Annotated in this window: 23 protein-coding genes, 1 tRNA gene, 1 rRNA gene and 1 riboswitch; of the genes, 8 read left to right on the top strand and 17 right to left on the bottom strand. The window is 39.8% G+C overall.

The window, feature by feature from the left end; all coding sequences use genetic code 11:
• A 16S ribosomal RNA gene (locus LC091_RS12640) occupies positions 1–310 on the bottom strand; the annotation flags it as partial.
• 408 nt (positions 311–718) lie between these two features.
• A riboswitch (TPP riboswitch) is annotated at positions 719–820 on the top strand.
• Positions 821–882: 62 nt separating this feature from the next.
• Here LC091_RS12640 and thiT point away from each other — a divergent pair.
• Both thiT and LC091_RS12630 read left to right on the top strand, forming a co-directional pair.
• The gene (gene thiT / locus LC091_RS12635; protein ID WP_226682382.1) at positions 883–1,470 is read left to right on the top strand and encodes an energy-coupled thiamine transporter ThiT; all 588 of its coding nucleotides are present in this window, start codon (positions 883–885) and stop codon (positions 1,468–1,470) included.
• A 100-nt stretch (positions 1,471–1,570) separates the two neighbouring features.
• A complete protein-coding gene (locus LC091_RS12630; protein WP_226682381.1) occupies positions 1,571–1,753 on the top strand; it encodes a hypothetical protein in 183 nt (60 codons plus the stop codon).
• A 26-nt stretch (positions 1,754–1,779) separates the two neighbouring features.
• On the opposite strand, the gene LC091_RS12625 is transcribed toward LC091_RS12630, so the two are convergent.
• Positions 1,780–2,676 carry a DMT family transporter gene (locus tag LC091_RS12625; RefSeq protein WP_226682380.1) on the bottom strand — a complete coding sequence of 299 codons (897 nt, stop codon included), beginning with the start codon at positions 2,674–2,676 and terminating at the stop codon, positions 1,780–1,782.
• Positions 2,677–2,799: 123 nt separating this feature from the next.
• Here LC091_RS12625 and LC091_RS12620 point away from each other — a divergent pair, with 123 nt between their 5' ends.
• The 4 genes from LC091_RS12620 (at position 2,800) to LC091_RS12605 (ending at position 5,412) form a co-directional block, all read left to right on the top strand.
• Positions 2,800–3,501 (top strand): MgtC/SapB family protein, encoded by a 702-nt coding sequence (locus LC091_RS12620; protein ID WP_226682379.1) that lies wholly within the window; start codon positions 2,800–2,802, stop codon positions 3,499–3,501.
• 61 nt (positions 3,502–3,562) lie between these two features.
• Positions 3,563–3,634: transfer RNA gene (locus LC091_RS12615), tRNA-Ala, on the top strand.
• A gap of 119 nt (positions 3,635–3,753) precedes the next feature.
• Positions 3,754–4,683, top strand: a complete 930-nt coding sequence (locus tag LC091_RS12610) for a DMT family transporter (protein ID WP_226682378.1) — start codon at positions 3,754–3,756, stop codon at positions 4,681–4,683.
• Between the two features lie 33 nt (positions 4,684–4,716).
• Positions 4,717–5,412, top strand: coding sequence for an N-acetylmuramoyl-L-alanine amidase (locus tag LC091_RS12605; protein ID WP_226682377.1), 696 nt, complete (start codon positions 4,717–4,719; stop codon positions 5,410–5,412).
• A gap of 44 nt (positions 5,413–5,456) precedes the next feature.
• Here LC091_RS12605 and LC091_RS12600 read toward each other — a convergent pair whose 3' ends face one another.
• The 7 genes from LC091_RS12600 to LC091_RS12570 form a co-directional block, all read right to left on the bottom strand.
• Positions 5,457–6,407: a TRM11 family SAM-dependent methyltransferase gene (locus tag LC091_RS12600; RefSeq protein WP_226682376.1), complete on the bottom strand. Its 951-nt coding sequence runs from the start codon at positions 6,405–6,407 to the stop codon at positions 5,457–5,459.
• A gap of 29 nt (positions 6,408–6,436) precedes the next feature.
• Positions 6,437–6,676 (bottom strand): glutaredoxin family protein, encoded by a 240-nt coding sequence (locus LC091_RS12595; RefSeq protein ID WP_226682375.1) that lies wholly within the window; start codon positions 6,674–6,676, stop codon positions 6,437–6,439.
• Positions 6,677–6,737: 61 nt separating this feature from the next.
• The gene (locus LC091_RS12590) at positions 6,738–7,370 is read right to left on the bottom strand and encodes a response regulator transcription factor (protein WP_226682374.1); all 633 of its coding nucleotides are present in this window, start codon (positions 7,368–7,370) and stop codon (positions 6,738–6,740) included.
• Between the two features lie 6 nt (positions 7,371–7,376).
• Positions 7,377–8,420 (bottom strand): sensor histidine kinase, encoded by a 1,044-nt coding sequence (locus tag LC091_RS12585; RefSeq protein ID WP_226682373.1) that lies wholly within the window; start codon positions 8,418–8,420, stop codon positions 7,377–7,379.
• Positions 8,417–9,142, bottom strand: coding sequence for a cell wall-active antibiotics response protein LiaF (gene liaF, locus LC091_RS12580; RefSeq protein ID WP_226682372.1), 726 nt, complete (start codon positions 9,140–9,142; stop codon positions 8,417–8,419). Before liaF ends, LC091_RS12585 begins: the two co-directional genes overlap by 4 nt.
• 90 nt (positions 9,143–9,232) lie before the next feature.
• Complete coding sequence (locus tag LC091_RS12575) at positions 9,233–9,883, bottom strand: PspA/IM30 family protein (RefSeq protein ID WP_226682371.1); 651 nt, start codon at positions 9,881–9,883, stop codon at positions 9,233–9,235.
• Positions 9,884–9,910: 27 nt separating this feature from the next.
• Positions 9,911–10,258 (bottom strand): lmo0954 family membrane protein, encoded by a 348-nt coding sequence (locus LC091_RS12570; RefSeq protein ID WP_226682370.1) that lies wholly within the window; start codon positions 10,256–10,258, stop codon positions 9,911–9,913.
• A 269-nt stretch (positions 10,259–10,527) separates the two neighbouring features.
• Here LC091_RS12570 and LC091_RS12565 point away from each other — a divergent pair, with 269 nt between their 5' ends.
• Complete coding sequence (locus LC091_RS12565) at positions 10,528–11,502, top strand: S8 family peptidase (RefSeq protein ID WP_226682369.1); 975 nt, start codon at positions 10,528–10,530, stop codon at positions 11,500–11,502.
• Between the two features lie 61 nt (positions 11,503–11,563).
• Here the strand turns inward: LC091_RS12565 and LC091_RS12560 are convergent, their stop codons facing one another.
• Together LC091_RS12560 and LC091_RS12555 are read right to left on the bottom strand one after the other, a co-directional pair.
• Positions 11,564–12,115, bottom strand: coding sequence for a DUF6944 family repetitive protein (locus tag LC091_RS12560; RefSeq protein WP_226682368.1), 552 nt, complete (start codon positions 12,113–12,115; stop codon positions 11,564–11,566).
• A gap of 23 nt (positions 12,116–12,138) precedes the next feature.
• Positions 12,139–13,695, bottom strand: a complete 1,557-nt coding sequence (locus tag LC091_RS12555; RefSeq protein WP_226682367.1) for a multicopper oxidase family protein — start codon at positions 13,693–13,695, stop codon at positions 12,139–12,141.
• Positions 13,696–13,864: 169 nt separating this feature from the next.
• Between LC091_RS12555 and LC091_RS12550 the strand changes: the two genes are divergently transcribed.
• Positions 13,865–15,262: a YjiH family protein gene (locus LC091_RS12550; protein ID WP_226682366.1), complete on the top strand. Its 1,398-nt coding sequence runs from the start codon at positions 13,865–13,867 to the stop codon at positions 15,260–15,262.
• 319 nt (positions 15,263–15,581) lie between these two features.
• Here the strand turns inward: LC091_RS12550 and LC091_RS12545 are convergent, their stop codons facing one another.
• The 6 genes from LC091_RS12545 to sda all read right to left on the bottom strand — a co-directional run bounded on the left by LC091_RS12545 (position 15,582) and on the right by sda (position 20,090).
• The gene (locus LC091_RS12545) at positions 15,582–17,027 is read right to left on the bottom strand and encodes a DEAD/DEAH box helicase (RefSeq protein ID WP_226682420.1); all 1,446 of its coding nucleotides are present in this window, start codon (positions 17,025–17,027) and stop codon (positions 15,582–15,584) included.
• Positions 17,028–17,031: 4 nt separating this feature from the next.
• A complete protein-coding gene (locus LC091_RS12540) occupies positions 17,032–18,150 on the bottom strand; it encodes a metallophosphoesterase (protein WP_404819683.1) in 1,119 nt (372 codons plus the stop codon).
• Positions 18,151–18,686: 536 nt separating this feature from the next.
• Positions 18,687–18,986: a DUF3817 domain-containing protein gene (locus tag LC091_RS12535; protein WP_226682365.1), complete on the bottom strand. Its 300-nt coding sequence runs from the start codon at positions 18,984–18,986 to the stop codon at positions 18,687–18,689.
• Positions 18,987–19,113: 127 nt separating this feature from the next.
• The gene (locus LC091_RS12530; RefSeq protein WP_226682364.1) at positions 19,114–19,536 is read right to left on the bottom strand and encodes a hypothetical protein; all 423 of its coding nucleotides are present in this window, start codon (positions 19,534–19,536) and stop codon (positions 19,114–19,116) included.
• Positions 19,533–19,838, bottom strand: a complete 306-nt coding sequence (locus LC091_RS12525; RefSeq protein WP_226682418.1) for an antibiotic biosynthesis monooxygenase family protein — start codon at positions 19,836–19,838, stop codon at positions 19,533–19,535. Before LC091_RS12525 ends, LC091_RS12530 begins: the two co-directional genes overlap by 4 nt.
• A 114-nt stretch (positions 19,839–19,952) precedes the next feature.
• Positions 19,953–20,090 (bottom strand): sporulation histidine kinase inhibitor Sda, encoded by a 138-nt coding sequence (gene sda / locus LC091_RS12520; RefSeq protein WP_226682363.1) that lies wholly within the window; start codon positions 20,088–20,090, stop codon positions 19,953–19,955.
• Between the last annotated feature and the right edge of the window lie 364 nt (positions 20,091–20,454).

The raw sequence follows: 20,454 nt of genomic DNA, 5'->3' as shown, positions 1-20,454 counted from the left end.
CCTCTCAGGTCGGCTACGCATCGTCGCCTTGGTGAGCCGTTACCTCACCAACTAGCTAATGCGCCGCGGGCCCATCTGTAAGTGATAGCCGAAACCATCTTTCAATAAAGAACCAGGAGGTTCCTTATATTATCCGGTATTAGCTCCGGTTTCCCGAAGTTATCCCAGTCTTACAGGCAGGTTGCCCACGTGTTACTCACCCGTCCGCCGCTGACCTTTCAAAAGCAAGCTTTTAAAAGGTCCGCTCGACTTGCATGTATTAGGCACGCCGCCAGCGTTCGTCCTGAGCCAGGATCAAACTCTCCAATAAAGAGTCTGAGCTTTTGCTCAAAATTTGCTAGCTTGTCTTACTTAAAATCATTTTGTCGTGTTCCGTAGAACCGACGTTATGACGCTGTTGTTTTGTTTAGTTTTCAAAGATCATTTTTTTACAGGATTCGCTCAAAAGCGACTTCATAATCATAACAACTTGTCGTTTTAAAGTCAAGCTGTTTTTTATTTTTTTGAAGTAGCATTTTCACATCTCATTCACTGCCCTCGCAGCGACGAAATTAAATATACCACCTCCACAACTATATTGCAATACTTTTTCTAAATATTTTCGATAGAAGTTTTGTTAATGAAATAAACATTACTCATTTCTACTTATATACTATGTAAGGAAAAAACTTGTCGTTTTCTTGTGGGTTATGTATGATGAAGAAAGACAATTGAATGCTTTTTCCACGAGGGGAGCCTTAATGGCTGAGAGTGAACTTGATGTTCTGACCCTTTGAACCTGTTAGTTAGTACTATCGTAGGGATGTGGCGGATTTATTACTTATTACATTTAAGCGATAAAGGGGCCCCCTTTATCGCTTTTTTATGTTAAGGGGGATATTCATGAAGAAAAATAACACATTGTTTTTAGTTGAAGTTGCAATTTTTGGTGCACTTGGTTACTTGCTTGATTTATTAGCCGGCATATTATCTCTAAAGATTTGGGCTCAGGGTGGTTCCATCACTATTTCTATGGTCCCTGTATTTATTATGGCTTTTCGTTGGGGGATAAAGGGAGGTATTTTATCCGGTTTTATTCTTGGTCTACTCCAGATTGTTACAGGGCAGTTGTTCGGAATAGATCCGGTACAAATATTTCTGGATTATATAGTAGCTTTTGCTGCATTAGGTTTTGCTGGGGTAGTAGCAAAACAAGTAGCAACAACTGCTAGAGAAGATAACATAAAAAAGCTAGTATTGTATGTCAGTATTGCTTCCTTTCTAGGTTGCCTTCTAAGATTTTTGGCCCATTACGCTGCCGGTGTAATCTACTTTGGCTATTTAGCTCCTGAAGGACAAGCGGTATGGCTATATTCATTACTGTATAACGGGTCGTTTATGCTTCCGAGCTTTATAATCTCAACAATTGTAACGGTACTATTGATTAAAACAGTCCCTCGTATATTTACATTTAATAATTCTATCGTTTAAGCTGGTCTCTATGGTCAGCTTTTTTTATACGAAAAATAAAAGAATGTTCTATCAGAGTCTCTCATACAATCTAGTAATAAGTGAAACAGGAGGATAAGATATGGACCTAGTAAAATACGCAGCATTTATTGTAGCATTACTGACTTCGATTGGCTTATTACTGTTTGCATACTTTGAAGGGTTGCGTATAAGTGATGAAGAAGGAAAGGTACGCGGAGAAGGGTTCATTGTGAGCCTTTCACTAGGAATATTTTTTGCAATGATAGCCACCAGACTCCAATGAATGATACATATAATAGATAAAGCCGACTATATGTCGGCTTTTAATTTTGATTGGTTCTTACGATTATCTTTTAAGAAATAACCGACACTGAGCATCACAAGCAACCCACCTGTGAATTGCGTCCATGTAACCATCTCGTTTAATATGAAATAAGCAAGTAGTGCTGCACCGATCGGTTCGAATAGAATACTCATGGAAATGACATTGGTACTAATGTATTTAACAGCCCAGTTAAAAAAAGAGTGGCCAAGTAATGTTGGTATGATTGCGAGCATGATGAACCAAATCCAATCAGTTGAAGAGTATCCTGTAAGAGGCTCTCCAGAAATGAGTACATAAAAAAACAAAGTCACGCAACAAAACCCATAAACGATAAAGGTATAGGTAATTAAAGATAACCTTTTTCTTACATCTTGCCCGAACAATAAATATGCTGTTACAAGTGCACAGGCCACCAAGGCCAATATATCCCCAAATAAAGCCATACCGCTAATTCGAAAATCACCCCAACTGATGATCACACTCCCAACTATTGCCATCAATCCACTTACAATAGCTTTCTTACTTAACCTCTCTTGGAAAAACAAATAAGTCCCAATAAACGCAAATAAAGGCTGGAGGGTTACGAGCACTGTCGAACTTGCTACACTGGTATAGTTTAAGGATTCAAACCATAATATAAAATGAAACGCTAAGAATATACCTGCCACCATAGAAAAGAGCCAATCCCGCTTCGAAATATCCTTTAACTCCCCAACATATTTATATAGAAAAATGGGTAGTAGTATTATCACGGAGAAAAGTAACCGGTAGAAGGCGGCCACTCCAGCAGGGGCATCCGCTAATTTAACAAATATGGCGGATGTAGATACAGTAATTACTCCCACGGCGAGAGCCACATAAGGATTAAACCACTTATTCATTGCCTTCACCCAAACTGTTAGTATTTTTTAATAACTTTGTAATTTTACAGAGTATTGTTATAATTCTTTAATAACTATTTTTATATAGAATATCATATCTTTTATACTTACAGGAGGGGCCTTATGGAATTGTTCTTGGAATATATCGATGAATATGATTTTATTGTAAAACTTGTTTTTGCATCAATAGCTGGAATAATTATAGGATTAGAACGTGAATTAAAAGGAAAGCCTCTTGGGTTGAAGACTTGCGTAATCGTCTCAGTAATGGCATGTCTTCTAACCATTGTTTCCTATGAATCTGCCTTTCTTTATTCTAAGGAATACTCCAGACCAATGGATCCTGGACGAATTCCTTCATATGTTATTAGTGGTATTGGATTTTTAGGAGCAGGGGTAATCTTAAGAAGAAGCAACGAGGCTATTTCTGGTCTGACTACCGCATCCTTGGTATTGGCATCCGCTGCACTTGGTATCACAATCGGGGCAGGTTTTTTTATTGAAGGGGCTTTTGGAGTCATTTTTATCATTCTTGGTGTGAAAGTAATCCCTTCCTTATTTGATAAAATTGGGCCAAAGAAGTTGAAAGAAAAAGAAATTAAAGTGAAAATCTTCATAGAAAAAGATATTGACCTAACCATGGTCATGAAGGAGATTCATCATAAAAATCTTTCTATTAAGCGAGTGAAGGTTAAAGAGGAAAAAGATGATATTGTGCTTAATTGCATCATCACCACGAAGAAAAGCGTCTATACCACAGATGTATATTATGAGTTAAAATCACTGACAGGAGTCATTCAAGCGGAAGTAGAAAACTTGGACTAAAACTTTATAAAAAAACGTTTGCAAAAGAAAAAAATTTTGATAAAATAAACTCATTCTCACCGGGGCGGTAGTTCAGTGGGAGAATACTTCGCTGGCAGCGAAGGGGTCGTGGGTTCGAATCCCATCCGCTCCATATCTAAGGCACCACATGTACATGTGGTGCCTTTTTCTATGTGGTAATCTCTAGAATATCTTTCAGCAGGACAAGCATATGATGGTAGAGATAGTCCGCTGAAAGAAGGTTGAGAGATAATGATTCCCTTTAGAAACACCTTTGCTGCATCCATTTATGCCACCATGGCCATCAGCTTTTGGGGCATTTCATTTGTATCCACCAAGGCTGTACTATATAAGCTTGATCCATTTACATTACTAGTCATGCGATTTGGTATAGGGGCTTTGTTTTTGTTCATTTTATTACTGTTAACACGAGAAAGATTCCAGATTTCCATTCGATACGTTCCCCATCTAATCGTATTAGGAATTTTGGGAGTTTTTGTGCATCAGGCATTGCAGGCAACCGCCCTTTTAACCATTAATGCTTCTTCTGCAGGGTGGCTTATTTCCTTTTCGCCAATTTTTACAGTACTCCTATCTATGATTTTTTTGCATGAAAAAATGACACTTTCAAAGGCTATAGGGATGATCCTCTCTGTATTGGGTGTATTACTTATTACTTCCGCAAGAAACGGACAGCCCTTCTCATTAACTATTAACTTAGGCTTTCTATTAATGATTTTAAGTACTTTGAATTGGGCTATCTATTCCATCCTATTGAAAGGCCTTCGTATCCCTTATCCAGCACTTCTTGTGACATTTTATATGAGTTTAGTCGGGTTCATTCTTACTACTCCATTCCTTATTAGAAATAAAGGATGGGAGGCACTGAAGCTATTATCTCTTGGTGAGTGGACTCATCTTGTGTTTCTTGGAATATTCGTATCAGGTATTGCATATTGGTACTGGGGAAAAGCACATGAGGTGATGGCGGCATCAAAAGTTTCTATGTTTCTTTATTTAGAGCCACTATCTACTTTATTGGCAGCGGTTGTTATTCTGCACGAAAAGATTCTTGTACATGGTGTTTTAGGTGGAATCATCATCATCGTTGGAGTAATAATTGTCAATGGACAATGGCTGCCAAAACTAATAGCAGGATTTCCACTTTTCAAAAAGAATTAATATAAGTGAAGTCTATGTAAAGAGGAAATATTAATGCTAAAAACTATCTTTATAATTTTTACAATATTGTTATTAGTTGGTTGTAGCCAGCCCACGGTTCATGAAGAAAAACAATTGAAAACTGTAACACCAATGACAGATCAAATAATATTAGTTCCCTCTAAACCTTCGAGCTTAGAGATGAAAGAATGGCTCCTCCCAAAGAAAAATTCAAGAGTAAGAGGCGCCCCCATCACACACGTCATGCTCCACTTTACAAATAACGCTCTTCGTTCCCCACAAGACCCTTACAATATTGAAGAGGTCTATTCACTTTTTGAAGAGTATGAGGTATCTGCTCATTATATGATAGACCGGGATGGTGAGATCTACCTCTTGGTGCCGGAAGAACGTGCAGCCTTTCATGCCGGAAAAGGACATTTATTAAACTACCAAGAGTATGAGAGTGGTTTGAACGACTATTCGATTGGAATAGAATTACTGGCGATAGGGACGAAGGAAGAGATGCTTTCAATTATGCCAACGGATGTATATGATTCCATCCCACCTTCCCATATCGGGTACACAGATGCTCAGTATGCTTCATTAAAGATATTGTTGGATGATATTTTGAAGCGCAATCCATTAATCCAAAACGACCGGGAACATATCGTTGGCCATCACGAATACGCCCCTGTCCGGAAAAGCGATCCGGGAGAGTTGTTTGATTGGTCTAGAATAGGTTATTAGACTTATGAAAAAAGAGACCCGCTTAATGGTCTCTTTTTCAACTTTTATTCACATACTAAAATCTCTCTTGTAAAATATCCCTTTTGGGTTTCACAACGATCGATAATGGTGAACCCGGCTTCCTTCACCATGTCATCCATTGTCTCGATAGTGATGACGACGACTTTCTTTGCAAAGCGGCGTGCATGCTTTAAGATGGATAGCTGGTCTTCTGGAGTGGCATGCGTATAAAGATTGTACGGCATATCAATAACTGCCACATCGTAGTGATTCGTTACTTCCGAGATCGGGCCGAGCGTGACATTACCTTTAAGGCCGAAATGTTCAATATTTTCCCTTGATCCGTTTACCACAAGCGGGTTAATATCTCTGCCATCTATATCAATCCCCATGGATAATGCTTCAACAAGTACCGTTCCTATCCCACAGCAAGGATCGATGGACTTTATACCCTCAGGATCGGGGACAGCTATATTGGATACAGCCCTTGCCACCCGGGTACTTAAAGCGGTTGAATATTCCCTAGGTTTTTTCGTATGCTGAAGCCATACCGCTTCACTTTTCAAATAATGGCCAAAATACCAGCGTTCACCGACAGTGGCCATGCCGAAAATATGATCAGGTTGATGGACATCCGCCTCTCCTTCAATAACCCATCCGATAGCACGTTCGATATCACGACGTTCTTGATATTCAATCGTATTAGGAGCTTTCCTATCATTTATCTTGGAGAATATAACCTTGAAAGTTTGGTCCCCCATCTTGATATCCTTGACTTGATCTATGAGTTCCTGGAGTGTATACCCTTCATAAATCACTTCCATTCTTTCACGGATAAACGGGCTTCTGCTTGGATCAATCTTGATGTTGCTTTTAATAATGTTATCATCTGTTTCCTTGCCAAAAAAGGACCGCATCTCCAAATGGCACAGAGAACGTTCTTCCTTGCTATATGCGTACGTATAAATAAACGTCGGTTTCTTATGCTCTGCCAATCATTTTACTCCTCTGTTTGCCCCGACCTTCATTTTACAAGATCTATCAGCCTATTTAATTCACCTGGGTTAAATCCTTTTACTGCCTGGTCACCAACAGCCGTAACCGGAATACCCATAAATCCGAATTTCTCTACTTCCTCTTGGTACTCCCGGTTTGCCAGAAGATCTCTGACCTCATAAGATACTTGATGCTCTTTTAGAAATTCCTTTACCAATTCACAATCCCTGCAGCCTGGTGCTGAGTAGACGATAAGTTGTTTGTTCATGTAAGAAGCCTCCCAAGATGAATTTTGTCTCTACTATAAATAGTATCATAAAAAACACCCATTAGTTCACTAATGAGTGCTTAAATGCATAGATGACCGCCTGTGTACGGTCTTGAACTTGAAGTTTTGCCAGTATATTACTTACATGCACCTTCACAGTCTTAAGTGCGATGAACAACTCATCTGCTATTTCTTGATTTGTTTTCCCTTGCGTCATGAGAAGGAGAATCTCCATTTCTCTGTTGGTCAACTCCTCATGAGGAAGGATTTCGGTTTTCCTGCGCATCTTTTGCATCATTTTTCCTGCCACTTCAGGCTCTAGAATAGATTGTCCATTAAAGGTGGAACGGACTGCATTAGCAATTTCACTTGCTTTGGAGGTTTTCAGCATATAACTGGTAGCTCCCGCTTCAAGTGCAGGATAGACTTTTTCATCATCTAGAAAGCTCGTAACAATAATGATTTTCGCTTCCGGCCATTGTTCCATGATTCTTCTGGTTGCTTCAATTCCGTCCATTTCCTTCATAACTAAATCCATTAAAATTATATCAGGTTTATGTTTCAGCGCCAGCTCAATTGCAACAGCTCCATCATCAGCTTCTGCCACGACTTCTATATCGGGTTGAGCGGACAGATATGCCGTAACACCAATACGTACCATTTCATGATCATCTACAAACAACACTCTAATCATTATAACTTAAGCCTCCTCTACGTCTAATTTGGGAACTTTCACTTCCAATCTTGTTCCCTCATTTACCACACTTACTATTTTCAACGTACCACCTAACTCAACCGCACGTTCATGCATGTTTTGCAAGCCATAAGAACCTGCCCTTGCCTGCTCGACATCAAATCCGATTCCGTCATCCACTACCCGCAATATGACGAAGTTCTCCCTTTGAATAAGTAATACCTCGACCGCATTGGCTTTGGAGTGCCGTAATGTGTTGGATAATGTCTCCTGCAGGATCCTAAATAGATGATCCTCCACACCTTTATCGATGGAAAAACGTTCAATCTTCCAGGTGATACTCATCGGAACTTTTTGGATAAGCTCTACTAATAATTCCTCTGCACCTTCTTGAAGCGTTTTTCCTTTTAATGCGACAGGTCGTAAATGAAGGAGCAGTGCCCGCATCTCCAACTGAGACTGGTGAATCATTTCCTCTACTAATCGCAGTTGCTTTGTTTCATTGCTATCAGTCCCAGATTCTCCTCTAGTTTCCGTTAATGCAGACATCAGCATGGAGGCTGCGAAGAGTTGCTGGCTGACAGAATCATGCAACTCTCTTGCCAATCTGTTTCGTTCTTGTGAAACAATTTCCTGTATCCTATTCTCAAGGTCTTCTGCCTTTTCATTTGCAATCTTTTGGGAGATTTTTGTTTGTTCTTGTATCTGATTGTGCAGTTTCCATATAACCTCTTCCATGGAAGTTAACTCCTGAATACTGCTTCCTGGTACTTCACATAGACTTCTCCCTTGTTCCACCGCTTTCAGTTCTTCATATACGTTGTTTAGTTGCTTTTTCCAATACCCCCCGGAAAACAAGCCAAAGAGGCTTCCTAAGCCAAGACTGACAATTGTTAAAAACAAGATGAATGGAAGATCCATTACCTCTAGTACCCACAGAGCTTCTAGACTGATTATTGGAAAAAAGAAATAAGTTATCGTTCCAAACACGAGAAAGCTTATGAAAGAGATACAAATTGCCCACAAAACTTGCCTTTGTAAAATACTCATATCCTCTTCACCTCAATGCTGCCGACAAAGATCGAGGTGACGATTTTCACTTTATGTGTGGCTTCTTTATAATTTTCTGTTTGATAATGAACGGTCTGGTTGAGAATGCTTTTTTCTTCTTTGTCTAGAATATGGATGGAACCCACCATCCCGGAGTGAACGATACTAAGTTCCAATTCATACGGAACCAATATTTGTATGTTCCCTATGACATTTCGAATAAAAATGATGTTTTCCCCTTTTGGAAGAACCGTGTAGCTCAAATCTATTTCCGTATCACTAATGCCACATTGGATGTTCACATCATCCCAGGTATACGAATGTTCTGGTGTCTTTTGTCTACCAAAAAGCTTGTTAGTAAACCATTTTTGCTCGTTTCTCACAATCTGTTCTTCCCGTTCAGGGAGGATGTCCGGCTGAATTTCAACAGGCTGTTTTTTTGCTTGCAGGAATTTGTACAAAAAATACAAGACTGTTGCTAAAATGAGAAAGTTGAAAGTCATCATATTGAATACGGTAAAAGTAATGGATAACAACCCTATGACAAATAAGGCCTTTCCTATTAGCCAGTGCCATTTCTTCCTGCCTACATATATTAGAAGACCAGAAAATAAAAAGGAAAAAATAAGGCCCGTATTGAAAAAGAGAATTTCCAACAGAAAAATCAAACTAGCCACTACTATAATAAAACTTAGATAATCGGATTTCATTTTATTCAACATGCGCCTTATCCCTCCTCTTTTATAGAATACATATCCTTATACACCCTAAAAAGGCGCAACATGCACGCCTTTTTAGAATAGCAGTTTTTATTATGAAAGAGAATGAGTTTTCTCTTCTGGTTGAGTAATTTCTTTTTCAAGCTGGGCAATGCGCGCATCAATAGTATTGTGATGATAGGCGGCGTTTACTTGATGTTCCAATCGGTCTAAGTAGGCTTCCATTTCATTGAATTTTGTATAGGAGTGTTCCGCTTTGTTCGAATCCACCACCTGATTCATGCGATGTGTGGCACGGGCAACATTTTCCCTGCCCATTAATTCCATCCGCTTGATATACATATCCTTCAGGCGGTGCTTCATTTCTTCATATTTTTGCTCAAGGTTAGTCAGATCCTCTGAAACCTTTTCTAAGGAAAGCTTCAGGTGATTGGCACGCTCCTCATATTGTTGTTGCTCTCGTTTAGCAAAGGTCGCAAGCTCCGTCTCACCAGCTTTTTCCGCAACGGTCGCTTGGGAAATACGCTTTTCCGCTAGACTGCTTGCCTCGTGGTATTCCCTTACGAACTCTTCTTTAAGTAAATTCTGGCGTTCTACTAGCTTGCGCACTTTTTCTACTTCTTTTTCACAATCACGCAAATACTGATTTAGCATAGCAATAGGATTCTTTTGCTCCTTTTTATCCAAAACCTCATGAAAATCTGCAGATATTGTCTGTTTAATTCTCGAAAATAAGTTTGCCATGATAATATTCCTCTCCTTAATATTGTTTTATTTGTTCAATGAGTTCCACTGTTTTTCGAAATTAGTGAACGGGTCGCCAGCTTCTATGATGTCGTTGTTTGCTTTCTCCTTGTTCCAGTTCTTATAAACAACATATAAGATATACGCTGCAACAACTGCTAATACCGCTGGTACATTAGCGATGGAAAACGCGATGGCAATAAAAGCGATGAAGCCCCACAGGATTTTTGTGCCAGTGGAATCCGTTTTTACGAATTCTTTAACTGCATAATAAGTGACTACCAAACTAACGGCCAACCCCAAAAGTGGGCCAATGTTGGCAAGCAAAACAAAGAATGCGATAACACCTACTAAAAACATTCCAAATTTTTTCATTTGTTGTTCCTCCCTTCTATGTCTTTATCTTACCTCCGTAAGAGATTCCGTATAATGAGCCTGAGCCATATTTTGAGGTAGGGCTTGGGGCTTAGTGGTGATAAGACCAATTAGAATAGTATGCACATCATATTTGGTCTTCTTAGTCTATTAGCCACTTGAATTTTTAACGTATTATTGATAGAATCTTCTGAAAGCAATACTTTAACACGCAACACCTTCTTTCTTTTTCACACTGTTTGAAAATAATGATTAGGAGGCGTTTTTGTATGCAAAAAGAGAAACTAGTCCATTTGATTCCTTACAAGTTGGAAAACCAGCTGTTTGAAACTCATCAAATCCCGGAAGGCATCGATCTTATCCAAGCACCGTCTATTTGGCAGGCTGGATATAAAGGGGAAGGTATGGTGGTAGCCGTCATCGACACTGGCTGTGATGCACAACATCCAGATCTTGAAGGCAGAATAATCGGAGGAAGAAATTTCACGGACGACGATAATGGAGATCCAGAAAACTTTACCGATTATAACGGCCATGGAACCCATGTTGCAGGGACGATTGCGGCAATCAATCCGGGTTCAGGTGTGATTGGGGTCGCCCCAGAGGCAAAGCTACTCATCCTTAAAGCGCTTGGAGGTAAAAATGGGTCTGGGGAATATGAATGGATTATCAATGCAATCAACTATGCGGCTTCTCAGAACGTTGACATAATCTCAATGTCGCTCGGCGGACCTATCGATGTAAGTGAACTTCACAACGCAATCAAAGCAGCAATATCTTCTAATATTCTTGTCGTTTGCGCTGCTGGTAATGAAGGAGATGGTAATCAATTTACGGAAGAATTCTCCTATCCAGCGGCCTATCAAGAAGTAATTTCTGTAGGATCTATCAATCTTCAACGTAAATCCTCTTATTTTACTAACTCGAATAACGAAATTGACCTAGTAGCACCTGGTGAAAAAATCATCTCAACCATACCAGGAGGAAGATATGCCGTATTCAGTGGTACATCCATGTCAGCTCCACATGTCTCTGGAGCACTCGCCTTAATAAAGAAGCTTACAGAAAAGGAATTTAGCCGAGTACTTTCTGAGCCTGAACTTTATGCCCAACTAATCAAAAGGACCATTCCCCTTGGCTACCCAAAAAGCCTTGAAGGGAATGGACTCCTTTATTTGACGACTCCACAACTTTTGGCGGATTATTTGCGACAAACCAATATTGCAGAAACCATTGGAGTGTAAAATGAAAATATGACACCATAAAAATCCCCCGATCTCAACATGATTTTGAGGATCGGGGGATTTAATTTTTTTCTTCTAATGTTAAACCTATTGCTAGGAGGATGGTACCTAACGCTTGAATCCAACTCCCCAACGCAATTAGAACTTCATTGCTTACCTGGGATAGACCTAACACATTTCTTTCTTCCTGTTTGAGTTCTCTTACTCCTCCAATAGCCTGCAAAGAGTTCCCTGTCGCCTGAAGGCTGTTCCCAAAAACCATGTAGGACCGGCTTGCACTCCCAAGAGCCGTTATCGCACCCAATGCCTGAATGAGATCTCCACTTATTACTAACCTTTCGCCGGTATCACCGGGAAAATCAATGGCCAAGCCTGCACTTACCGTTACATTTCCTGTTGCTTGTATGATATTACCTAGCTTTCCGTAAGTTAGACTCGTTTGCGCATCCGCTTCAAGACCGTTTCCTGTAGCTTGAAGTACGTTTCCAACCAAACCTAACCCTTTTCTGCCGTTCTCATGAATTGGTATTGAAGGGGTACTTCCAATCGCCGCCACCACTGTACCTATCGCCTGTGTCCAAGACCCTACTAATTGTTTAGACCTTTCTCCCATATGCAATTCCGCCTATCTTTTTTTCACCTTATCACTATATACGGCCGCATCATTTCATAATCCTCATGCTCCAGCATATGACAATGCCAAACGTATAGTCCGGAATATGGACCAAATTGCATGATAATTCTTGTTACCTCATTCGGATTTGCCCTTACCGTGTCTTTTCTTCCTCTTTCCTGTGGCTCTGGTGCGATACTCGGCCCTAGGTATTCCATTACTTTTTCTTTCTTGTATTTATCAACATTAAATTCTCGTCGGTCCAGAATCTGAAAATCTATCAGATGAATATGAATTGGGTGGGTAACTGGAGTAAGATTAATAAGATACCAGATTTCAGTTGTACAAAGCATGGGGTTTTCTGAAATTGGTGCATCCCACCCCTTTTTTTCAAGTAACATGAGTTCTCTTCCGTAACTATCCTTCAAGTGGTCAAGAGTTAAATCCCTTCTTCTGACAGCATTCTTTTCAGACAGAAACGGAAGTTGCTCCAATTGAGCAGGAATATTGCTGGTATCAATATACACAACATCAGGGAGTACCCTGAACTGCATGACATCCTTTATTTCATTTTCAGCGTCTCCATTCGGAAAAGGAGCAGGTGCATCATTAATCAACCTAATCCGCTTGCCTTCTAAATTGGAAAAATCGATAATAATATCCGCTCTTTCAGCAGGTGCCAGAATAATCTCCTTAATTCCTATAGGGTGAGGCAACAGTCCCCTATCTGTGCTTATTTGAAACATGTATTGATTGCGATCAAGCTCTAATTTGTAGAACCTACTGTTAGAACCATTCAGCACCCGAAAACGGTATTTCCTTGGTTCTACCTCTAAATAAGGCCATACTTTCCCATTTACCAATATTGTTTCCCCAAAGAATTCCGGCACAATGGACGTTTCTAATCCCGGTACCGGTTCTTTTGGCTGCTTGGGATAATAAAGCGAGCCATCTGGATGAAACGTCCGGTCCTGTATCAATAAAGGAATGTCATATTCTCCTGTTGGCATATTCAATGAACGTTCTCGTTCACTCTTCACTAAAAAGAAGCCTGCAAGACCTGCATATATGTTTAACCTTGTGATGCCAATTGCATGGTCATGATACCATAGCGTGCATGCGTTCATATAGTTGTCATATTGATAAATTTGTTTTACAAACTTGTCTCCTACTTGCTGATAGCCATTTGTAAACCAAGCATCAGGATAACCATCACTTTCCGGTTCCACTACCGCACCGTGCACATGAACTACTGTTCTTACTGCAGGAACATTATGATGAGCACCATGAACCGTAAAGTCTATAGGTAATAGATGCACAGTAGGCAGTTGATTTTCCCACTTGATATACACTCTTTCCCCATTGTCTACTTCAATGGTCGGCCCCGGGAACATTCCTTCATATCCCCACATAGTCGTTTCAGGCAATTCACTATGCACTGAAACCCTGCATTCTTTCATACTCACCTTGTAATACGTAAAGCCTTCCCCTTTATGTAGAGGTTTTAGTACTGGGGGAATAGGGAGTGAATCCTTATATTTGGTCAGGTAATTAGCTGTTTGCTTCTGTGTTCCAGACACCAAGAACCCCTCCATTTCCTATTACTCACGTTCTAACATATTCAGGTATCACGATGAATATCCAATGAGAAGGTATTTTAAAAGATAGGGTTGTATAAATATACGTTAAGTGTTATTTTTATTAATATTATAATCTATCATCCTAATTTTCCTAAAGGAGACAAAACGTATGAGCACTCAATCTGCCAAACAAACAAGTTACTCAAAACAAACAGGAACAACACCTACCTATTCAACTTCACAAATCTTAAAATTTGCCGTTCCTTCTCTGATTGGAATTCTTCTTTTCCTGATACCGGTTTCTTTCAATGGAAATGTGACCATTGGACTTGGCATCATGGCAGACTGGGTATTGAATACCTTTGGCGGGGCAATTCCCGCCTTCATGACAATTATATTAGTAGCTTCCGCTGTTAGCAGTCTGCTAGTAAAGATTATTCCAGTATCATTTATTAAAAAAGATAGTTTTTTAGAATCCTTATTAAATGTAGGAAGTATATGGCTTGCATTGCGTGTATTAGGTGCAGCATTTGCAGTAATGACGTTAACGGAAATCGGGCCAGAAATGATCACATCCGAATATACAGGCGTGATTGTCCTATATGATCTTATCCCAGTACTTACGGTATGGTTTCTTTTTGCAAGTCTCTTCATGCCACTTCTCTTAGAGTTTGGCCTGATGGATTTTATTGGTACGTTGGTTAGAAAAGTGATGCACCCTCTCTTCAAGCTTCCGGGACGTTCTTCCATTGATGCAATGGCTTCATGGATGGGGAGTGGAACAGTTGGGGTGTTGTTAACTACACAGCAATACGAATCTGGCTATTATACAAAAAGAGAAGCAGCTGTCGTTGCCACCAACTTCTCTATCGCATCCATTGCCTTTAGTCTTGTCATCGCCAAATTCATTGGAATTGATCATATGTTTGTACCTTTTTACTTCACAGTAGTTGTTACAGGAATCATTGCAGCAGTCATATGCCCGAGAATACCTCCTCTCTCCCGCAAAAAAGATACTTATTACGAGCCTGTAGGACAGAAAATTGATGAGAAGGTTCCAAGCGGGGTATCAAGTTTTCAGTGGGGGCTACAGCAAGCGGTAGAAAAAGCTGGAGGAGTGAAAAGTGCAAAGCAGGTTGTGAAAAAAGGGATCTATAATGTAGTAGATATCTGGATGGCACTTATTCCACTTGTAATGGCGCTAGGAACCATTGCACTCGTTGTAGCGGAATACACAGAAGTGTTCAATATTCTATCCTATCCATTCATCCCACTCCTACAGCTCTTGCAAATCCCAGAAGCCCAGGCTGCTGCACCAGCCATGATTGTAGGATTTGCGGATATGTTTCTTCCAGCAGTTATAGGAAGTGGCATAGAGTCTGAGCTTACAAGGTTTGTTATTGCCGTAATGTCATTAACTCAATTGATTTACATGTCAGAGATCGGAATTCTTTTGATAAAATCAAAAATTCCTCTATCGATCTGGGAACTGTTCATCATCTTCCTGCAACGAACCATCATTACATTGCCTGTTGCAGCACTAATGGCTCATTTGTTCTTCTTCTAAAAAATTAAAAGCTCGCCAAGTCCACTAAAGGATTTGGCGAGCTTTTTTTACTTGGATGAAGAAACCTTGTTGATTGAAGTGGAAGGCGCGCAGACGCCCGCGGGAGGAAGGGACAGGTATCCCGCAGGCGTAAGCGAAGCCACTGAAAACTTAAATAATTTCTAGCTGGTGATTGGAGAAAAAGGCGGAGACTCCTCGAAAATGCTACGCATTTTCTTCGTGCGATACATCGCTGCCGAAGCCTTCCTTGTCCTGAGGGAGATAGCGCTAGGTGGAGACCCCGCAGGCAAGCGAAGCGTCTGGAACGGAGGAGAACAGTTTAGTTCCTTGCCTCATGCACTTTCAATTGTTTCCCTTTGATGGTGCGGTTTTTCATTTCTTTTAAAACTAAAGGTCCTTTTCCATTCAAGATATCCACATATGTATGATTTTCCTGGATGGTAATAATCCCTATATCTTCTGATGTGACTCCCTCAATCTGGCAAATGGTCCCTACGAAGTCCACCGCTCTGACTTTCTTTTTCTTCCCGCCGTTAAAATAAAGTTTCTTAATATTCTTCTCTAATTTGGTACCTTTGTCTTCTTTCTTTGTTGGTCTATTCTTCACTTTCTCCAAAAAAGAAGTTTCAGCTCTTGCTACAGCATCCCTTTCTGGCGCTTCAGCTCTTGTAATCTTTATGCCAATAAAATCCTCGATTTCTTCTAGGAGATGATGTTCACTGTTTGAAATAAGGGTAATGGCCTTGCCGGATTTTCCAGCTCTAGCTGTTCGGCCTATACGATGTACATATCGTTCTTTGTCAGAAGGAAGATCGTAATTGATAACCAGGCTTATATCTTCAATGTCAATTCCCCTTGACGCCACATCAGTTGCGATTAGGTAACGGAATTCACCTCGTTTGAAAGCATTCATAACAGAAAACCTGTCTTCCTGTACCAGGCCGCCATGTAATTTCCCACAAGGATATCCAGCACGATGCAGTTTGCGGTGAACCCTTTCCACTTCTTCTTGCGTAGCACAAAAAATAATACAGCTATCGGGGTTTTCCACTACTGTAATATCTTTAAGCAACAGAAATTTCTCGCCTTCTTCCGCCTCATACCAAACATGCTCTATTCGATCTGCCGTTAAACCCCCGCTTTCTATTTCAATAAACACAGGGTTTATCATATATTGATTGGATAGTTGTTTAATGTCTTCTGGCATGGTGGCAGAAAACATCATGGTTACTCTGCTCTTGGGAAGCCTTTGTATGATCGCCTCCACTTGTTCAATAAATCCCATGTTTAACATCTCGTCGGCTTCATCAATGACAAGATACTCCAGTTTATCCACTTCAAGCGTACCTTTTTCAAGATGATCTAACACCCGACCAGGTGTACCTACGACTATATGAGACTTTTGTTTAAGCTCAAGTTTTTGCTTCTGAAAAGATTGTTTGCCATAAATGGCAGTTGCCTTAATCCTCTTGTAGCGGCCGATATTAGTCATATCGTCTTTCACCTGGGCAGCAAGCTCCCTAGTTGGTGTCAGCACCAAGGCCTGTGGCTTATTCTCTTCCCATTGGACAAGCTCACAGAGAGGGACGGCAAAAGAAGCTGTTTTCCCGCTGCCTGTTTGTGATTTTACAATGATATCATTTTTGACTAGAGCTTTGGGAATCACTTCTGCTTGTACATTAGTGGGCTTTGCATAATTCAGGCTTTTTAAAGCCTTGACTATGTCTTCCCCTAAATTAAATTGCTGAAAAGATCTATTCATAATTTTATTACCCTTCTTTATCTTCAAATTCTACAACAATCTCTAATACCTCTGACCTGCTGCCAATTCTAAGTGGCGGACCCCAGAACCCGAATCCGGAGGAAACAAATGCATGCAACTGGCCTTTTTTCATATAACCCCAATCCAATTCAAACAACCTTCTGGTAATAAGGTGGTTTGGCGCCATCTGTCCTCTGTGGGTATGACCCGATACGATTAGATCCACCCCACTTTCCTGCGCTTCTTTCAATTCAGCAGGCTGGTGATCCATAGCTATTAGAGGCAGAGATCCATCTAATTCGTTTACTAATTGATCAAGCGACTTTCTTCTTGAATCTGTTTTATCTTTTCTGCCTAACAGATAAAAGCCGTGTCCTATCTGAATCACTTCATCCATCAATATGCGGATATCTGCCTTCTCCATTTCTTTTAGAAACTCTGGAATCTCTCTTCCGTAGTATTCATGGTTTCCAAGAACGCCATAAATACCGAGTGGAGCATGAAGTTGTTTCATGATGGCCCCCATATTCTTCTTTTGGAAATGTTCTGGCTCGTCATCAATAATATCGCCAGGCAGCAAAATGATATCGGGTTTGATGCGATTCATCATTTTCACAAGCCTTTTGGAATGGGCTATGCCCGATAACTTGCCGAAATGCATATCAGAAGCCACGGCTATGCGAAGTTTTTTCATTTCGGCTTTTTTCGGTATGGTCACTTCATACTTTCTAATTATTGGGCTATACGCATTGTAAAGCCCGGAGATGAAAATACCCGCAAGAATGATTGCAGTAACGGTCCCAACCACAACAATGGAAGTCCGTTCTTGAATATCTAACAAACTAAGTATCAAGACAGCAAGATTTGCTAGCGGAAACAAAAGCAGTCCGTATTGAATAAATCCAAACCATATCGAACCAATAATAGATAACCAGGAGAGCGGTTTAACCATTCTGCCTAGTATATAGGCATACGATAAAATAGTTATGAATATCCAGTATAAAGATTCTTGATGGAACGAAAATATCGATTTTAACCAAACCAAGCCGTTCCATCCCAGATAAAACATTAAGATATTATATAGTGAGAAAAATGCAACGATCGATAACACCCGACCAAATTTCACGAAAGCAACTACTCCTTTAATACATATAAATATATTCTACTCATTATAGCGAATAAAGCTTGCCCATGGGAAATCAGAACACCGTGCAAACCCTAAGAAAAATTGCTTAGTACCTTTATTGGATTTGGTAAACGCCGCTGTTCCTATCCGCAAATGGCTTTGCTTTCCGCGGGAAGGTGCTTGAGCCTCCTCACAACGCTTCAGTGGTCTCAACCTACCATTATTCCCCCGCTGGAGTCTACGCCATTTGCTATCCACAGCTAAAAAATACGTAGACCATACGTAATGCTTATTCAGTTAACTCGGTCAGATTCTTTTATAAAAGAACCTCAGTTAAGTTAAGCCACCTTGTTGATTGGAGTGGAAGGCGCGCAAACACCCACGGGAGGAAGGGACAGGTGAGACCCCGGAAGACGAAGCCTGAGGAGGCTCAAGGACCGCCCGGAGGCAAGCGAAACGCCTGAAACGGAAATCAACAGGATTTTATACTTTCTCATCTTTCTTTTCATTTAAAAAAACTGACTCCAATCATAGAGTCAGTTCACAAAAGAAGATTTTTTCAAGTAGTTATCAAATACAATATTCCCGAATGGTATAAAGGCAACAATAACAGCCCCTGCTGCCCACATAAGGGACCATCTTATTTTTAACGTGATATATGCAATGAATAAACAATAAGTGATGAACAAAAAGCCGTGTAAAGCTCCAACAACACTTACCGCTTGCGGAATGTCAAACCCATATTTTAAGGGCATTGCAATAAAAAGAAGAACAAGTAATGATCCGCCTTCGATCAACCCCATCATTCGGAATCTTCCCATAGTAGTGTTTGTCATTATCAATCAGCCTTTCTTAATCAAACAGGATTTCTTCTATTATAAATCACTTCTAAAGTTCCTCCGCCACATACCCATGACAATAATGTGACTATCAGAAAAGAAATCAATACTGTCTTATGGCTCCTTATTCACCTTCGTTTTCTTGCTTATATTCCTTAAGGGCCAGAATGCCTTCATTCAAATAGGATAAGAAGCTTACTTCCACTTTCTTGTCCAACATTCCCAACATATTTTCCTGTATTTTTTCAAAGTTATAGATGATCATATCGGTTTTTAACCCTCTACTTACAAGGACACTATTAAGCCACATCACATAGTCCACAAAAGTTTGGGTATCATTGAGCTTATAAGCAGTGTGAAGGTACAAAAAGTGATAAAAATTGTCTTCAATGGTTCTCTCTTTTCCCTTTTCCCCGAACTTTTCTTCTAGGAAAGGAAAATCATTGTACATGGTTACTACGACTTTTTCCACAATAGGCCCTACATCCAATTCACCTATATCTGCTTTTATTTTTTGTACGGTTGAGGATTGAATGGGATTACTCATGTTGCCACCACTTTGAATTTCGTTATAGTTGGGATAATAGAGGCAAGTTCTTGGTCTGGATATTTCTTTTCAAGTTCGTGAATCTTTTTATAGTCTTCACTTCGAACCCATGAAATAAAATCTTCTTTAGAATCCCACTCCATGAATACAGTAAGCTCTCCAGCTTTATTTTCGTTTTGTAAAAGTAGAAAACGCTGGAAGCCTTTTGCTTTCTCTACCATTCTTGATCTGTTATGATATATCGAAATTACTTCATCTGCTTTTTCAGACGGTACGATGAAAGTCGAGTGAACGATGTACATGCTATGTTTCTCCTTTTGATTGTATTCATAAATTGTATTCATAAAGAAAAAAGATGCTGACTACTTACATCACATCTCTTTACATGTTCTTTTGTTTTATCAATTCTTTAGTTATTATCTAATGGATACTGGAATTTCAATTTTTCTCCGCTTCATTTCATCAAGAATAAGCTTTAAAAACTCTTCGTTTAATTCATTCGTTATCGCTGCTTCATAAACTTCTATCAAAGATTCATCACTTAACAAATCCATATAAAACCCCTCCCATATAACGGATATTCTAAATATCGGATGTTTGCTACTTATTTAACTTTCAAAACGATTCGATTAACCTTACAAGGCATGTTTGTGATTATTTTAAATAAGATAGCAGTTCATCATCTCTTTAAAATTTCCATCTTTTATATGTGAAGTAAAAAGATTCGTCAATATTATCTATTAAATAGATACCTTTATCTAGCATTCTATCGAACTACATTCCCTTTTGTCCAATTTCTCCTATACCTTTGAGCAGTTCATTATTGCTTTTCGATGCACTACTTTGCCATTTCAACCGTATAGATTCAACATTTAAGGACCATTATTGGAATTTTTATGAAAAATGAAGGTTTGTAAA

The organism is Sutcliffiella horikoshii (assembly GCF_020524325.1).
Classification (GTDB): domain Bacteria; phylum Bacillota; class Bacilli; order Bacillales; family Bacillaceae_I; genus Sutcliffiella_A; species Sutcliffiella_A horikoshii_D.
Note: the sequence above shows the minus strand (reverse complement) of the source record. Positions and strands in the feature narration are given on the sequence as shown.

What these genes read in the sequence shown, in the direction of transcription:
- LC091_RS12560 (WP_226682368.1), bottom strand. Translation starts at nt 12,115, where the DNA reads ATGGGAGAAAGGTCTAAACAATTAGTAGGGTCTTGGACACAGGCGATA.
- LC091_RS12535 (WP_226682365.1), bottom strand. Translation starts at nt 18,986, where the DNA reads ATGACAAACACTACTATGGGAAGATTCCGAATGATGGGGTTGATCGAA.
- LC091_RS12575 (WP_226682371.1), bottom strand. Translation starts at nt 9,883, where the DNA reads ATGGCAAACTTATTTTCGAGAATTAAACAGACAATATCTGCAGATTTT.
- LC091_RS12595 (WP_226682375.1), bottom strand. Translation starts at nt 6,676, where the DNA reads ATGAACAAACAACTTATCGTCTACTCAGCACCAGGCTGCAGGGATTGT.
- sda (WP_226682363.1), bottom strand. Translation starts at nt 20,090, where the DNA reads ATGGATTTGTTAAGTGATGAATCTTTGATAGAAGTTTATGAAGCAGCG.
- LC091_RS12525 (WP_226682418.1), bottom strand. Translation starts at nt 19,838, where the DNA reads ATGTACATCGTTCACTCGACTTTCATCGTACCGTCTGAAAAAGCAGAT.
- liaF (WP_226682372.1), bottom strand. Translation starts at nt 9,142, where the DNA reads ATGTTGAATAAAATGAAATCCGATTATCTAAGTTTTATTATAGTAGTG.
- LC091_RS12630 (WP_226682381.1), top strand. Translation starts at nt 1,571, where the DNA reads ATGGACCTAGTAAAATACGCAGCATTTATTGTAGCATTACTGACTTCG.
- LC091_RS12585 (WP_226682373.1), bottom strand. Translation starts at nt 8,420, where the DNA reads ATGAGTATTTTACAAAGGCAAGTTTTGTGGGCAATTTGTATCTCTTTC.
- LC091_RS12590 (WP_226682374.1), bottom strand. Translation starts at nt 7,370, where the DNA reads ATGATTAGAGTGTTGTTTGTAGATGATCATGAAATGGTACGTATTGGT.
- LC091_RS12620 (WP_226682379.1), top strand. Translation starts at nt 2,800, where the DNA reads ATGGAATTGTTCTTGGAATATATCGATGAATATGATTTTATTGTAAAA.
- LC091_RS12550 (WP_226682366.1), top strand. Translation starts at nt 13,865, where the DNA reads ATGAGCACTCAATCTGCCAAACAAACAAGTTACTCAAAACAAACAGGA.
- thiT (WP_226682382.1), top strand. Translation starts at nt 883, where the DNA reads ATGAAGAAAAATAACACATTGTTTTTAGTTGAAGTTGCAATTTTTGGT.
- LC091_RS12570 (WP_226682370.1), bottom strand. Translation starts at nt 10,258, where the DNA reads ATGAAAAAATTTGGAATGTTTTTAGTAGGTGTTATCGCATTCTTTGTT.
- LC091_RS12565 (WP_226682369.1), top strand. Translation starts at nt 10,528, where the DNA reads ATGCAAAAAGAGAAACTAGTCCATTTGATTCCTTACAAGTTGGAAAAC.
- LC091_RS12610 (WP_226682378.1), top strand. Translation starts at nt 3,754, where the DNA reads ATGATTCCCTTTAGAAACACCTTTGCTGCATCCATTTATGCCACCATG.
- LC091_RS12605 (WP_226682377.1), top strand. Translation starts at nt 4,717, where the DNA reads ATGCTAAAAACTATCTTTATAATTTTTACAATATTGTTATTAGTTGGT.
- LC091_RS12625 (WP_226682380.1), bottom strand. Translation starts at nt 2,676, where the DNA reads ATGAATAAGTGGTTTAATCCTTATGTGGCTCTCGCCGTGGGAGTAATT.
- LC091_RS12530 (WP_226682364.1), bottom strand. Translation starts at nt 19,536, where the DNA reads ATGAGTAATCCCATTCAATCCTCAACCGTACAAAAAATAAAAGCAGAT.